We start from the raw sequence: 14,901 nt of genomic DNA on the forward strand, positions 1-14,901 counted from the left end.
CTGAGTTTAAATTGATGATACAGGAAGGACTGTTTCTATGGAAGAAATTATTCGAACCGTTAACCTGACAAAGCAATACGGAAATAAAGTCATTGTAGATCACGTTTCGATTTCCGTTAAAAAAGGAGAAATCTACGGATTCCTGGGGTTGAATGGCGCAGGGAAAACGACAACCATTCGAGCTCTTCTCGGAATGAGTAAGCCTTCTTCCGGAGAAGTGTATTTGTTTGGTCAGCGCTGGGCGAATGGGAATCCCGATTTGTCGAGACGAGTAGGTTATATGGTGGAAGTTCCTTATGCCTACCCTAACTTTACGGTTAGGGAAAACTTGAGTTTGATGGCCAGATTGCGAGGATTACCGGTTCCGAGGGCAGTTGACGAGATTATGGAGCAATTGAATTTGACCCAATATGCGGATAGTAAGGCAAGAGATTTGTCACTTGGTAACGCGCAGAAACTTGGATTGGCCAAAGCGTTAATTCATAAGCCGGACGTTCTGATTCTTGATGAGCCAACTAATGCACTTGATCCAGCCGGAATTGTCGAGATAAGGGAAATGCTGAAAGCTCTATCTTCTCAACATGGGGTTACCGTGTTTATATCGAGCCATATCCTTGAGGAAATGTCCAAATTGGCTTCTCGAATCGGCATTATTCACAAAGGCGTATTGCTTGAAGAACTGACAACAAAAGACTTTGAAACCATCCGCCGAAAGCAGTTGATGATCGGAACGAAGGATGCTCGGAAGGCTCAAGCTATTCTTTCAGACTCCGGGTATGCGGTACATTCGACTTCGAATAACTGCCTTGCACTACCGGATGATCATGCCGTGAAGCATCCCGAACATATTGCGAGATTGCTTGCTCATCATGAAGTGCCGCTCACCATGCTTAAAATTGAAGAAGAGAATTTGGAACATTATTTTCTCAAAGTAATCGGAGTTGAGGAGGGAAAACTGAGTGAGACCATTGTTGACAGCCTGTAGCGTTGAAGTTTACAAATTGCGTCGATCCTTTGTTTTATGGGGCACGCTTCTGTTTATATTGTTTGTCATCACGTTGTTCTTGGGACAGCCAGATTGGCCTTCTTTTTTTGAACGGACTGCGTTTTTGTATGCATCCGTGTTTGGGCTGCTGGGGTTTGGATTGGTGACAAGCTGGACATTTGGCCGTGAGTATTCTGATCGGACGCTCAAGGATTTGCTCGTTTTGCCTATATCGCGCGGTAAAATAGCGATTGCCAAATATGTCGCAATTATATTCTGGTGTTTTGTAATGATGTTGATCAGCTTTGCTTATGCCTTAGTACTTGGTTTTGCTATTGGACTTCCTGACTTTTCGTTTGCGATTGTACATCATTATTTGTTCCTAATACTTATCATTGGCGCTCTCCACCTATTATTAAGTGCCCCTCTTGCCCTATTGGCCTGTATATCGCGCGGTTCTCTGGTGCCGATCGGCTTTGCTTTTACAACTTTGATGCTGGCATTGGTATTCGGGCCTACTGCCATTGGCACGTATCTGCCCTGGTCTGTACCTGCTTTGCATTTGAAGGAAAACGGCGTCGCATCATTTCCCTTGGCAGGTATCAGTTATTTTCTGGTATTTTTAATAGGACTGGCAGGCTTTATTGGGACGGTAAAATGGTTGCAAAACAGGGAGCAACGATGATTGACTAGGAAATACTTCTGCATAGAAATACATTTGGAAGGAGATGATGCACGCTCAATGTGCCTTCTAACTCTTTGAATCGCTTCATATTTTTCACTGGACTAAATTTCTCATGTTGATGCTTGATTCCACTACTCAACAATTCAATATAATAATCGACAAAATCAGTGTGGCGTATCCAAGGATGCAACTTACTGACCTTATCTGCATCCACTAATGCCATGACATCCTCATGCACTTGGGCATTATATTTAGCATTTAAAATATTACTTACCCCATGTTGCCTGTTCTCTTCTTTATTCCACTATTGATAACAAAGTCTACATCTTTAATTATCTCTTTAACTGAGTCGTTTGAATACATGCTTCCCTGCCTCAATAACTTATCAAATGACAAGCCACGTCTAAGTATTAGGTATCCCGTCCTTCTACAAATTTAACTAATACTTGAGAATGATTCTCAAATACGACAAACGATATAATGTTCTTGTCACTGACTTGTGACAAGAACTTGTATCGTTAAAATAAAAAAAGCCGCTGCTACGCGACTTTTAAGCATATATGTTCTTGTCATCCGACATATGGTCATTATATTCAGCAACTTATGGACAGGCCATTCCACCAGCAGCTGGGCATTATCTTTCAGCGGCAACACTTAATCCTTAAGCTTAATACTTATCTCTATTTTGTTCGCGTCTTTTTTATCAAATAAGGTAACTGACCATTCTTTGCTATCTTTTGAATAAGCCAACTCTTTAACTACTGGTACTTCTAGCTCGGTATGTTGCAGCAAAACGTTTTCTAATACCTTACTAGCCTCCTGATTAGAAGACTCTCCCACTTTTATCTCACGTAATATAATTTTCTTGGATGTAGCCTGACCTGGATCTGAAGCCTTTATTTCACCACCCTCAATGAATACTTCCACTAACTGACCTATTTTAACCTCCTCGGATGATAATACCCAAGTCGCCGAGTATTCATTATTAGAATCTGCTACTGAGGAGACTATCAGAAATCTGTCTGCTTCTTTTTTAACAACATAACCCACTATAGATTCATCCACTTTAGTTTTCACGCTTTCTTCTTTTGAACAACCGCCTATAATGATACATGCAATAATCAGAATACAGATTACCCTCATCTAATACATTCATTCCTTTCTCCGTAAAATGTAAAGAAAGCGAGTAGAGGTTATAATCTACTCACTTTCTTATTATAACTAGTAGGCCGTATCAGAAGTGTAAAGAGAATAGTCAGACCAATAGTAATTTAAGTAGGAAATCTTAGTAGCTGTTGCAAACGCATCAGTACCAGATGCTGTCGATTTAGTGGACATTATCCCATAGAGAACATATGAAAGCGAACTGCTGCTAAATAATGGGCTACCGCTATCTCCGTTATTCTGGAATGTCCAATTCGGATTTTCTAATTGAATTGTATCCTGATATAGTCCATTATAACTTGTGCTGATGACTTTGCTACATTGATAACCAGTTTTAATACCGGATTTACAATAAGTAGAACCTTGTGTCACTGATCCTGTTGAAGTGTATTTGTAGTCGTAATCGGTTGAGTTTCTTATGATTTTATTGCTAATTGTGCGACCGGTTGCCGTAACTTTTATAAGACCGATATCGTGGCTTACAGCTTTCGCCCAATCAACACCAACATTAGTCGTATTCTGCTTAATAACCGTAGTTCCGTCACCGGTTAAAGCATGCCCAACTGTAACTAGATAGCGATCCGAACCTTTTTTGGCGGTAGCTGTTATTGTAAAACTGGAGTTATTAGCAGCTATACCTCCACCAAGGACTGCATTATTGCTCGTTCTACTAGTTTCAATTTCGCCGGTGTATTTTTTATCAACTTTTATCTCAAGCATGTCACCGTATTCTTTGATCAACTTCTCACGAGTCTTTTCTGGTAACTCAGTAGCTACAACTACTACTTTATCCAGTTCTTCATCAATTGCTGTACTTACTACGTTAGCACTTTCTTTTTTAAGCTCAGGGAATTTTTTGTATAGATCGAAACTAACGTCCTTTAGTTCCTTTGTTGAGTATTTTGATTTAGAGAATTTCACTTTTGGAAGTTTCTCTTTAAGATCTTTCTCAATCTTTTCTGTTTTCGCATCTGCTTTACTAATGGACAGCACAATATCATTGTTATCATCGATGTATAAAGTACTGTAATCTTCATAGTTTCCTATGATATCATGAGCGACCTTTAGATTTTGATGTTGTACACTGACCTCCTCGGGTGTTAATGCACTAGCATTTGCTGTACCATTCTCAACATTCAAAAATGAAGATGAAATCATTGTTAGAGACAGTAGTGCGGATAAAGCTGTGATTTTTAGTTGCTTTCTCATTTTCACTTCTCCTTCAATGGTATTATTGTAAATATATTACTATTTGATAGTAAAGGCTAGTCCATCATTTGTAAATACTTTCTAAAAAAAATTTTTGTTAATTCTGTTAATATAAGGAATTCAAACCTTGAGCATCTGCCGTTGAATTACGCTTTAGAAGATTGCCTGCTAGCAATCTCTTAACAAAAAAATGACCGTTAGCATTGTGAACCATATATTATAAGTATCCTGCCCGTTAGCTTAATATAGAGCCGAATCAGCTCCTCGAAATGCCTCAACGGACCGACTTGTCGAGTGGAATACAAAAAAGCGCGAAAGAACGGCTGAGAATGCAAATAAGAGCGGGACAGAAGGCTATGGTTGCCTGTGTTCCGCTCTTATTATTAGGGGGTATAAAAAGTTCTCGCCATTTGCATACCATCCCGAAGTCTGTAATGCTCCCCGTTGTCAAGACACTATTTACTATTCAACCCTATCTATAAACGTTATATCCTCAATATCATGTCTTACAGTTGAATGACCATCTTGAATCCCTCTGCCAACACTTAATAACATAATATCTTCATAGTGATCGGGAATGTTGAGTTCTTCAAAAAGAGCAGCTTTATCATAACCTGACATCGTGATTGTCTGGTAACCTTTTTCGTTCAAAATAAGGACTAAGGTCATTGCAGCCAGACTGCCATCGCGGACCAACTCTTTTATGAAATCTTGATGAGACATGTTTCGATAATAACCAATGGCTGCATTTGTTAAATACGTTTTAGTATCTTGAGTTAAATAACCTTTCTCAAAAGCCTTATTTTGAATAGCATGGATATTTTCAGTATGAAAAGCACGGTAATCCCCCAAGATCAAAATCAAATAACTGGAGGTTTCAACCTGCTCCTGGTTATATGCAATTGGTTTAACTTTAGTGCGCAACTCTTTATCTTCGATGAGTAAATAACGTGTGCTCTGAACGTTATTTCCGTTTGGTGATTTAGCTGCCAGTTCAATCGAATCAAGTATTTCCTTTCTTTCAATCTCATAGTTTGGATCATAATGTCTGACTGATTTCCTTTTTAAAATAATATCTTGCAAACTCACTTTAACGCCCCCATTTCTTAGATTTGCTATAATCATATTATCTTGAGCTTATGCAATTGAAAATACTGCACTTTATAGTCACTAGGTTACTTTGAAGTAAGGAGGAATATCATGAATAAAATAAATACAGGATTTGATGTGGTGCAAAATATCATTAGTGGTAAATGGAAAAGCATTATCCTCTATCAACTAGGATATGAGCAAAAGCGAACAAAAGACTTACTCAAGATTTGTGAAGGCGTCTCACATAAAGTTTTAAACGAACAATTAAAGCAAATGCAACAGGATGGATTAATTAATCGCGCGGTATATGCAGACGAGGTTCCAATTAGAGTAGAATACACCATATCAGACTATGGTCGAACATTCCTTCCATTATTAAAAGAAATGTGTGATGCTGGCGATAACCATCTTAAAAGAGAGGGGATCACTGCAGGTAACAATAAAATCTGCGAACATTCTAGATCTCTGTAATCGATAAACATGAATCACCCGGAGGCAAAAAGCTAGCTCCTAATCTTCTATTTTAATATTAAAGAACTTAATTCATAGCTTTTGACGACAACATCGTTTAATTCTAACAAAGAGAAAAGATATATAAAGCTCCGAGTATACTTAATGTATATAAAAGTATAGATTTAAATCCATTAAAGTAAACTGCCAGTTAGCGCAACAAGGCTGCCAATCGTGCTGGCAGCCTTGTTATGGTTGAACTATCGTGTCCCGTTAGCTAAATCGCCCTTACTTTTAAAACTTCGATCGTAATCTGCACTACATCAACATCCGCTGTGATTAGGATTTATATTTAGCGTTATTCCGCAACAGGATACTACTATTAATAACGACCACCAAACGCATTTGGACTAACAGCATCAATACGGGCAAAATCATCAGACGTAAGATGAATATCAAGTGCCTTGATATTATCCTCCAAATATTTACGGCGTTTCGTACCAGGAATCGGCAATGTGCCTCTTTCTACTGTCCATGCTATTGCTAGTTGAGGTACCGTACAGTTCTTTTCTTTGGCGATTTCCGCTAGTTTATCAACGATGTTAATATTCTTTTGGAAGTTCTCACCTTTGTAACGTGTAAAATGATTGCGCATATCATCAGCTTGGAAGTTCTCATTAATATGACGTTCCCCCGTAATAAAGCCTCTGCTTAGAGGACTGTAAGCTACAAGGGTGATTCCTAATTCTTTTACGGTAGGTAGAGCTTCTTCTTCAATTTCCCGACTCCAAATGGAGTATTCCGATTGGACTGCGGAAATAGGGTGTACTTCATGCGCTTTACGAAGTGTAGATGCACTAATAACTGATCCATTTAGGCCATTAGAAAGACCAAGATAACGTACTTTACCTGCTTTAACTAAGTCAGCCATAGCACCAACTGTCTCCTCAATTGGAACATTAGGATCTACCGCATGTTGATAATACAGGTCGATATAATCGAGACCAAGACGTCGAAGGCTTTCATCAATTGCTTTCTTTACATAGTCCGGGTGTCCTCCGATGAATTCCCAATTTGGACCATACGAAAACTTGGTAGCGACAATTGCCTGTTCTCTTCGTCCCTTCAACGCTTTTCCTAATAGCTCCTCATTATGGCCGTTGCCATATGTATCAGCAGTATCAAGCAAAGTTACCCCGAGATCAAGCGCCCGATGAATGGTTTTAATGGACTCCTCATCATCAATGGTGCCATATATGCCGGGGGACATGCCCATCATACCCAATCCAATAGAAGAAACGACGATATCGCTGTGACCGAGCTTTTGCGTTTTCATTTTAGTTACCTCGCTTTTTATATGTTTTAGCTTCGAGTTACATCTTAGCATAAAGACAATTACAAGGTAAACACTTTTAACCATTTTTGTATAATTTGCAAAATGTGTTTGTGCCGAAAGCGAAATTCCGGTTATAATAAAAGTAAGGGGGGCTTTATGTGAATAGCCAGATATCAGATAAAAAAAACGAAACACGAGCTAAGCTTATGAATAAGCTGCTTCCTTATTTACGAAAAAATGGCCTTCAGTCCGTTCGGATGGACGAAATTTCTAGAGTAATGGAGATAAGCCGAGCGACTTTATATAAGTATTTCTCAACCAAGGAAGAAATTGTCGAGTTCATCGTAGATGGTTTTATTGAATACATGAAGGAACTGACTCACAACCCTTTGGATTCGGTTCAAAGTTTCGGTACTCGTTTTTTGCAAATATTTGAACAAACCATATCTCTAGTCGTTTATTTCTCGGATATTATCCTTCAGGACCTCGAAACCAGTTACCCGGATTTATTTGATCGCTTTAATGAAGCTATGAAGGAGCGAGAAGAGAAGATACTGGCTTTCTTTGAGGAAGGTAAACAAAAAGGGATTTTCAATCAACTTAACGGCAGGCTATTAATAAAGCAGGATGAAATTCTAAGAGGGATGCTCGATGTTAAATATCTGATGACCAATCAATTCACGGTTCAACAAGTTTTATATGATTATTTTCAATTAAAGAGGATTCAGTTGTTTAAGCCCGAAAAGCTGACAGCAATTGATGATGAAGTGTTGATGCCGAAAATAGAACATTTAACTCAAAAAGTGACCAAAAACCTTTTTTAACATTTACTAACGCGATACTACAATGATAAGAGGCCCACCAAATTAAATTAATGGGGGTTCTTCACTAACACGCCCGTTAGTTTAACAAAAATGGCATCCTTTTCAACTTGCCCCTGCTACCGATGATGTGATCATATCGGGAATGTAACAAAGTTCTTGTCATCAGTCGGGAATGATATCAAGTTCTTGTCATTGTGTTTTGACAAGAACTTGATATCATAACAAATAAAAAGCCGCATAATTAGCGGCTTCTAATGATACAATGTTTTTGTCACCCGACAAATGTTCTTTTATTCTCGTCACTTCTACCGGAAAGACAGGCCGTAAGTACGGCCCTGTAAGTGCTTCAACACTTCCCGACATCACTCTTCACGATATATCACACGGCTTGCAGCAGTGACTATGCTTGAATAAGCCAATCTGTCTCTAACGCATTCCAGTTTGGCGTAGGCACATCCGACCTTGCCCTCCATTCAGCAAAGTCCTCATTCAAGGCTGTGAGCTCAACTGCTGTCCCATCAATCAACCCGCTAACCGGAAGCATGAAGAAAATCTTCAACGCCCAGCGGATTAAGTTTGGATAGCCGGTGATCCAAGACGCCTGCTTCGCAGGGGTTAACGGGTATCCCATTGATTCAAGTACACGGAAGCCTTCTCCCATCGCCGCCACTAACTGACGCATTCGCCTGTCGTCACGGACAACCTGTTTCATCTGGAAGCTATGGAACAGAATGACCATGTTCATGGGCACGACCAGCACCATGTGGTTTTTCAGCCAGGCATCAATCTGATCATGGTAACTGAGCTTGTACTTGGTTGGCATGAATGCCTGCTCCAGCAGGGAGCGAAACGGAACGGGACCGTCCAGACCCCCGATGACCATCTCCCCATGGCCGCCACGAATGCAAATGACTCGTCCGTCGGTACGTGTACCTGCAGTAGCTTGGAATCCAAAAGCGACCTGTTTAGGCGACTGTCCATGTTTACTCAAATGATCCTGCATGGCGTAGGTATTCATATTGTTGCCGACCAATACGATATGACGGCTAACGTTTTCTGCGAGGATCGGTAGCACAGCCCCGAAATCCGAATATTTCATCATGACGAAGATCAAGTCATACGCGTCACCTGACTCTAGTCTACGAATTACACGAACCCGATCAACAGTTGTCTTGCGCTGAAGGTAATGCCGAATGACCAGTCCCTCCTTTTCCAGTTCCTCCGCTCGCTTTCCTCTTGCCAACACAGTCACGTCATGACCGCCCTTTACTAGGACATGTGCCAGATAGCTTCCCTGCACACCTGCACCGTACACAAGTATATTCAATATTATCCCTCCTTTTATAATTAACAGTTGTTGAATATATAACACCTGTGTATTACAATCAAGATATCATTGGAACGGATGCAGGTACAATGGCTAATTGCTTTCGTTTCTGTTGAGAAATGAACAACGAATGCTGGATGTGTTCAGGAAAGAGGGAAAACCATGGATCGGCGCATCGTGCGATCAAGACAAATGATTATGCAAGCGTTCATTGGGCTGTTGGGAGAGCAGGAATTTGAGAGGATCACCATTCAAGGTATTGCGGATCGGGCCAATGTCAACCGCGGAACGATCTATTTGCATTTTACAGACAAATATGACCTGCTGGAACAGAGCGTGGAAACGTATCTGATGATGCTTGCTGACAGTTGTGTGCCGGAGGATGGGGCAACTAATGAACTGTCCCGGGAACTGCTGATTCGTGCGTTCACGTATCTGAAAGAGCATGCAGAAATCTATGGCGTTTTGATTACCAATAAAGGTATTCCGACGTTCAGACACCGTATGACACAGATGATTGAAGCGAATATCACCTTGGTGGTGAACCAAATGAAGCTAGAAACCGGTATCCACAGGGATGTATTGGCGCAATTCTTATCCGTTTCCATTACGGGGTTGATTGAGTGGTGGGTCGTCCAATCTATGCCATATACGCCAGAAGAGATGGTTGAACAGATGGCTAGAATTTTGGAAGCAAGGCTGCAGCTATGGTAATTTAATATTTACATTTCAAACGGGTTTACAGCCAGTTGAAATACTTCCGAGGACTGAAGTTTTTTTTGATCCTAATCCAGTCTAGTTTATCACTCAAAAGAGCCCCACGTTCTTGTGGCATCTGCCTATTGGCGACAGATGCACGAAAAAAATAATGCCTCCCTTATGCTCACACGGCCTAGTCAGCCGAATTATTCTCTTAGTGGTTAAGTTAATAAGACTAACTCTGATAGAATGACAGTGGTGATGGTGGCGTATGCAGCCGCCCCTCCTGCTCGGACGCATGCAGGTTCAAATCGACCTTCATTGATCGATTCAACCAAGTAAAGACGAACGTATGAGCGATAAAGTCAGCAGCCGTGGACTGGAATGTCACGGACTTGTGACAAGAACTTATATCGTTTAAATAAAAAAAGCCACTGCTACGTGACTTTTAAGCATACATACATCTTCTGTCCCGTCATGGATCAAACAAAACAAAGCTGCCGTTTAAAAATCGGCAGCTTTTAGATTGGTGCTTGTTATCCACTACTTACAGTCAAAATCCGTCATTTCATAACTCTATAAAAAGCTTTATTTTAACTAGTACTCACTTTATCTTGCTGTCAACGCTATCTTTAATTTTTTGAATCGTAGAGAATCTTTCAAGCAAATTTTCATCACCTGAGAACTCAATATCGTACTCATCTTCCAACTGAACAACCATTTCGAATGATTTCATGGAGTCTAAACCAAGTTTCCTGAGATCCTCATCAAGGGTAATGTCACGATCATGCTTCAAAATGGCCTTAACCTTATCCTCGATTAGTTTAATGATTTTAATATCTTCTATAGATGTTTGATTATTACTCATGTGATTCTCCTCTTTTTAAATGTTCTTCGTTGAATAATAAAGTTCCCATCGGATTAGCTCTCCGAGAAATGAACTGGAACTAAATGTCAATCCATATGTACCTGACTCTGCAAGTAAGTATCTACTGTGCTAATTTTCGCTATTTTGCCTCCACCAATAGCTGCCACATCAACTTCTCATTCTCAAACAACAATTTTGCTTCCGCGATAATGGAATCACGTGGAACGTTTCGACTCTTCTTTAATTTTGCTTTGACCTTCATCAAATTATTGCGTATGGTCTGCCATCCGTTCTCTAAGTTCTTTGCATGGTGCAACATGGTTTCAAATAGTTCATCATTTATCTTCTTATGTTTATGTAGATGTTTAAATAGCTTAACGTTTGCGATATGACGGTTATAAAAATACTCCACTCCGATAACGCTATAATCCAAATGATTAGAAAGCAATTCAGACTCTTCATCGAACTTCCACAGATCATCGATAGTAAATTGTTCTATATCCAGCACTAACCTGCGAGCATGATCTTGAACGGTTTGCAACGTTACCTCATAAGGTAAAAGGGGTTGATGCAGCTGAAGCTTCACTATTGGATATGGCCAATTTTCTCGATCAGTAAAATAATCCGAGGATCTAAAACACTTTACAACGGTGTCTTCTGACACTACAAATTCGTTATATCCATTCATGTCATCATCCAATACAAGATAGCAATTATTTACTTCATCGTAACCTTTTATTAAAGAAAAATGACTCCAATGGTATCGCTGATAACAAAATGACCCCGGAATCCAGCTATACAAGTTTACAGATAAGAATACCAGTTGTCCCTGTCGAATCATTTGTTTCAGTTCTTCAAGAAAGTTTTCTTCATTTTCAAAATGACAATTCTCAATCGAATATGTAAAGTTTGGAAGCATTTCAGAGAATTCCGCATGCTTAATAATAGGCAGCTTAAAGCTTGGATCTTTATAGTTATTTGTATGTTCGAAAGAATAGTGATTCACATAGGACGCATATTTATTATTTGGATCATAATACGAAGCTATCGAAAAAAGTGCATTATACTTACAATTCATCCAAAATTCATTAAATGGCTTAATATCGGTTCCAACAAACGATGAATTCATTAACTCACCAACCTTTTGTAATAATTATTCAGCTTTACCCACCATCATCAAGGCTGCTGGCACATAGTGTCGTTGCAAAACTATTTGCAGCGTAACCGTTTCAATCCATACAATGAAATAGTTCATTCCTCCCAATGAAAATCAGAATGATTGCAACTTTCGGCACAGTTAGCGTAACTGAACATCTATGTTGAATGCTGTCGAATCTTTGTATTGAATTATATTAAATTTTTAACGAATGTCATTACCGCCAGATTATCGACTGTGCCGGGCGCACCATAAAAATACGACTGCCCGATAATCATTATCAGGCGGTCGCGAATGTTTAATCAGGTCCCTCCGAAGGTCGAATATTCAACCACAGGTACAATAAAAATGCACCCCATAGACCTGCATCGGACAAACCGGGGAATCATCCGAATATAGTCTAAGGAGTGCGCTGTCGGACCGTGAAGCCGGTGCTCGATTTTTTACAGGCTCCCTTCTCTGCTTTCTTTAATGGAACGTTCGATTGCATCCACGACTCTTAAAGAATCCAATGCTTCCTTAGGACCATTGATTCAAGCTCTCTTTCTGGTGGATATGGAAAGTGGGATTTTGATTTTCCACTTGGTACAGCAGTGGCAAAAAATTCTTATTTAATGCAACCGGGCATCAGGGTAGCAAATACTTCAGGCATGATATGTACCCATCACTTCCATCTAAACGCTGAAGGTTCGTAACTAAGAGAGCTTATATCAATATTGGTCCAACTGTAATATGTTGAGGTCATTAGACCAACTTTTAAATTAGGGTATTTGTACCTAAAAAGACCTTGAATCCGTTCAGTCCCCATTCGAACGGGTCAGCACTTTCCGATTCGACTGTCGAGAATCCTCTCTATCGCTGGATATTCCTCGAATCTTCGTTCGAAGAAATGTTGAATAACCGTCCCGAATAGGGGCGTTTTTCTTATGCTTGCATATTTGTTTACAGAAAAAAGGCTTCGATTAATTTCACTTTGCGATTAAATCCAAAGTGAAATGTTTCATTTTAATCTGAAACGGTTCCTGCCGCCGCTCATACCTAAGCCGTATAGTTTTAAATCTACATCAGATCCGTCGGCCCGTACCTTTCATGACGCATGCTGACGCTCGGGCGACCGGGGCCAGACATCACGTAAGTCCCAGCGGTTCTTCTTCCATTTGTTCCCTGATAACTTCCTGTTATATACTAATAGAGATAAAATGAAGCAAATATAAATTATAAGAGGTGAAGTGAGATCATGAATACAACAAAATGGAGACCGTGTATGCTTATCGTGGTGTCGATCACTTTGGCATGGGTACTGGGAGCTTGCTCGACCAAGGAAGATGCCAATCCCGGCAAGGAGTCGAAATCCGTTACCGTCCAATCCGATGGAGCCAAAATACCGGAGCACTTGCCGAAAGACTTTCCTCTGCCTAAGGATGCAGACCTGAAGACTTCCCATTCCGAGCAGAGCAACGGCAAAAAGTCGGCACTGCTTGTGTTTACCTCTCGGGAACAGCTCGGCAAACTGGCCGATACTTATAAAGACTACTTTCGGAAGCGCGGGGTTAAGGATACCGGCGAAACGACAGACGAGAAGAACTTAATTATTCAAGGATCAACGGACAAGGAGAGCTGGTCGCTTATAGGTGGCGCTTTATCTAATCAGGAGGGAGTGAATGAGCTTACGCTGACTTGGTCCGAGAGGTAAGCTACGCGTCAGCGAACGATGGCACCGTCCAGATCGACACGGTTGATTTCGGATGGTCCTTGTTGCGGGTCATGAGCAACTGGAGTAAAGGTCCAACTCTTGTGGCAAACTCATAAGTTATACCGGCTTCGGTAAACAAAAATTCAATACGTGCCAAGTCGCTACCGATTCCACGACTCTTCCCCACTATCAATGCATGCCTTTATAATATCCTTCTGGGAGATGATTAAAAGCCTGCTCCCAAAGCTCTGATGTCAAATGAAGCTTCCGTTCCCCTTTCTTACTTAAATGGACATATTTGAATCCATACTGGTCATCGTTACGTGACATGAATTTCTTTCGGCGTACACTATAAATCCGGCTACTTTCCGTTATACGGTAATGCCCCTCGTATCCAACGATGTCCGTGCTTATTTCATTATCCACTTGTTAACCAGGGAGGCCGCGATGAACGAGACCGCATTTGACGAACCATTATTTGCAAGCTTGAAGCCGGGCTTAACCTCGTTCTGTTACCGAATGCTAGGCTCCATGGACGATGCGGACGATGCCGTTCAGGAGACGAGTATTCGGGTCTGGCAGAGCTGGAGCACGTTCAGACAGGATTCCTCGTTCAAAACTTGGGTCTATCGGATTGCCTCCAACCTTTGCTTGGACAAGCTGAGACAATCCAAACGCCGCGCGCTTCCCGTTGACCTGTTCGACCCGGCCGTCGCCATCGTCGAGCCGCGCGACACGCTGCCGGACTCTGCCTGGATCTGGCCGTCTCCCGACTTTGGGGGCAATCCGGAGGATCGGCTCCTCCGCAGAGATACCCTTCAACTGTGCTTCATCGCTCTCCTGCAGACCTTGCCTCCGCGGCAGCGCGCGGTACTCATTTTGAAGGATGTATTTGAATGGTCCTCCAAGCAGATCGCGGAAACGTTGGCGATGTCGCCGGCAGCGGTGAACAGCGCCTTGCAAAGAGCCCGAGAGACGATGGACCGGGCGCAGCTTCGCTCGGATGAGCTCAGCAGCATGAACGTTCAACCGGAACAGCAGCTGCTGTCCCGGTATGTGGAGGCCTTCGAGCAATTCGATATTACTGCGCTCATCGCGTTGTTCCACGAGGAAGGCTGCATGTCGATGCCGCCCTTCGAGATGTGGATCCGCGGCAAGGAAGATTTGTCCGCTTTCTATTCGCTTACTCGCTGGCATTGCGAAGGTTCGCGATTTGTGCCCATTACGGTGAATGGCGGTTATCCGGCGTTGGCCCAGTATATGCCGGGCAAAGAAGGCTCTGGCCTGGTACCCTGGGGCATCCACGTCATCGAAACCAAAGAAAATCAAATCCTGCATGTTCAAAACTTCATTCATACGCCATTATTTTCGCGATTTGGGCTGCCTGAGCGAATTGACCAATGAATTTCGTCA

At 41.4% G+C, this 14,901-nt stretch carries 16 protein-coding genes and 1 pseudogene; 7 read left to right on the plus strand and 10 right to left on the minus strand.

What is annotated here, in order from left to right:
• Positions 1-37: 37 nt before the first annotated feature.
• Both AC58P5_RS01200 and AC58P5_RS01205 read left to right on the plus strand, forming a co-directional pair.
• Entirely contained in the window at positions 38-985 is a 948-nt protein-coding gene (locus tag AC58P5_RS01200; protein WP_497384088.1) for an ABC transporter ATP-binding protein, read from the plus strand.
• Positions 960-1,670 carry an ABC transporter permease gene (locus AC58P5_RS01205; protein WP_497384090.1) on the plus strand — a complete coding sequence of 237 codons (711 nt, stop codon included), beginning with the start codon at positions 960-962 and terminating at the stop codon, positions 1,668-1,670. Before AC58P5_RS01200 ends, AC58P5_RS01205 begins: the two co-directional genes overlap by 26 nt.
• Before the next feature lie 4 nt (positions 1,671-1,674).
• On the opposite strand, the gene AC58P5_RS01210 is transcribed toward AC58P5_RS01205, so the two are convergent.
• The 4 genes from AC58P5_RS01210 to AC58P5_RS01225 form a co-directional block, all read right to left on the minus strand.
• Complete coding sequence (locus AC58P5_RS01210; RefSeq protein WP_497384091.1) at positions 1,675-1,893, minus strand: hypothetical protein; 219 nt, start codon at positions 1,891-1,893, stop codon at positions 1,675-1,677.
• A gap of 431 nt (positions 1,894-2,324) precedes the next feature.
• Positions 2,325-2,747, minus strand: coding sequence for a DUF3221 domain-containing protein (locus tag AC58P5_RS01215; protein ID WP_129112501.1), 423 nt, complete (start codon positions 2,745-2,747; stop codon positions 2,325-2,327).
• A gap of 144 nt (positions 2,748-2,891) precedes the next feature.
• Positions 2,892-4,043, minus strand: a complete 1,152-nt coding sequence (locus tag AC58P5_RS01220; protein ID WP_497384093.1) for a chymotrypsin family serine protease — start codon at positions 4,041-4,043, stop codon at positions 2,892-2,894.
• Positions 4,044-4,505: 462 nt separating this feature from the next.
• Positions 4,506-5,132, minus strand: coding sequence for a nitroreductase family protein (locus AC58P5_RS01225; RefSeq protein ID WP_497384095.1), 627 nt, complete (start codon positions 5,130-5,132; stop codon positions 4,506-4,508).
• A 111-nt stretch (positions 5,133-5,243) separates the two neighbouring features.
• Between AC58P5_RS01225 and AC58P5_RS01230 the strand changes: the two genes are divergently transcribed.
• Entirely contained in the window at positions 5,244-5,606 is a 363-nt protein-coding gene (locus AC58P5_RS01230; RefSeq protein ID WP_497384096.1) for a winged helix-turn-helix transcriptional regulator, read from the plus strand.
• 361 nt (positions 5,607-5,967) lie between these two features.
• Here the strand turns inward: AC58P5_RS01230 and AC58P5_RS01235 are convergent, their stop codons facing one another.
• Entirely contained in the window at positions 5,968-6,921 is a 954-nt protein-coding gene (locus AC58P5_RS01235) for an aldo/keto reductase (RefSeq protein ID WP_213645251.1), read from the minus strand.
• A 158-nt stretch (positions 6,922-7,079) separates the two neighbouring features.
• Between AC58P5_RS01235 and AC58P5_RS01240 the strand changes: the two genes are divergently transcribed.
• Complete coding sequence (locus AC58P5_RS01240; protein ID WP_497384097.1) at positions 7,080-7,745, plus strand: TetR/AcrR family transcriptional regulator; 666 nt, start codon at positions 7,080-7,082, stop codon at positions 7,743-7,745.
• Between the two features lie 400 nt (positions 7,746-8,145).
• On the opposite strand, the gene AC58P5_RS01245 is transcribed toward AC58P5_RS01240, so the two are convergent.
• Complete coding sequence (locus AC58P5_RS01245) at positions 8,146-9,072, minus strand: ketopantoate reductase family protein (protein ID WP_497384099.1); 927 nt, start codon at positions 9,070-9,072, stop codon at positions 8,146-8,148.
• Between the two features lie 162 nt (positions 9,073-9,234).
• Here AC58P5_RS01245 and AC58P5_RS01250 point away from each other — a divergent pair, with 162 nt between their 5' ends.
• On the plus strand, positions 9,235-9,786 hold the full coding sequence (locus tag AC58P5_RS01250; RefSeq protein WP_497384100.1) for a TetR/AcrR family transcriptional regulator: 552 nt from the start codon (positions 9,235-9,237) through the stop codon (positions 9,784-9,786).
• A gap of 589 nt (positions 9,787-10,375) precedes the next feature.
• On the opposite strand, the gene AC58P5_RS01255 is transcribed toward AC58P5_RS01250, so the two are convergent.
• The 3 genes and pseudogenes from AC58P5_RS01255 to AC58P5_RS01265 all read right to left on the minus strand — a co-directional run.
• Complete coding sequence (locus AC58P5_RS01255; protein ID WP_317954793.1) at positions 10,376-10,639, minus strand: acyl carrier protein; 264 nt, start codon at positions 10,637-10,639, stop codon at positions 10,376-10,378.
• Between the two features lie 139 nt (positions 10,640-10,778).
• Positions 10,779-11,768, minus strand: a complete 990-nt coding sequence (locus tag AC58P5_RS01260; RefSeq protein WP_497384101.1) for a hypothetical protein — start codon at positions 11,766-11,768, stop codon at positions 10,779-10,781.
• A 470-nt stretch (positions 11,769-12,238) separates the two neighbouring features.
• A pseudogene (locus tag AC58P5_RS01265) lies at positions 12,239-12,319 on the minus strand (Gfo/Idh/MocA family oxidoreductase); the annotation flags it as partial.
• A 713-nt stretch (positions 12,320-13,032) separates the two neighbouring features.
• Between AC58P5_RS01265 and AC58P5_RS01270 the strand changes: the two are divergent.
• Positions 13,033-13,488 carry a hypothetical protein gene (locus AC58P5_RS01270; RefSeq protein ID WP_497384102.1) on the plus strand — a complete coding sequence of 152 codons (456 nt, stop codon included), beginning with the start codon at positions 13,033-13,035 and terminating at the stop codon, positions 13,486-13,488.
• 189 nt (positions 13,489-13,677) lie between these two features.
• On the opposite strand, the gene AC58P5_RS01275 is transcribed toward AC58P5_RS01270, so the two are convergent.
• A complete protein-coding gene (locus AC58P5_RS01275; RefSeq protein ID WP_497384104.1) occupies positions 13,678-13,914 on the minus strand; it encodes an NUMOD4 domain-containing protein in 237 nt (78 codons plus the stop codon).
• A gap of 21 nt (positions 13,915-13,935) precedes the next feature.
• On the opposite strand from AC58P5_RS01275, the gene AC58P5_RS01280 reads away from it, so the two are divergent.
• Positions 13,936-14,892, plus strand: coding sequence for a sigma-70 family RNA polymerase sigma factor (locus tag AC58P5_RS01280; RefSeq protein ID WP_497384105.1), 957 nt, complete (start codon positions 13,936-13,938; stop codon positions 14,890-14,892).
• Positions 14,893-14,901 lie beyond the last annotated feature (9 nt).

Source organism: Paenibacillus sp. JT31N7 (genome assembly GCF_059692095.1).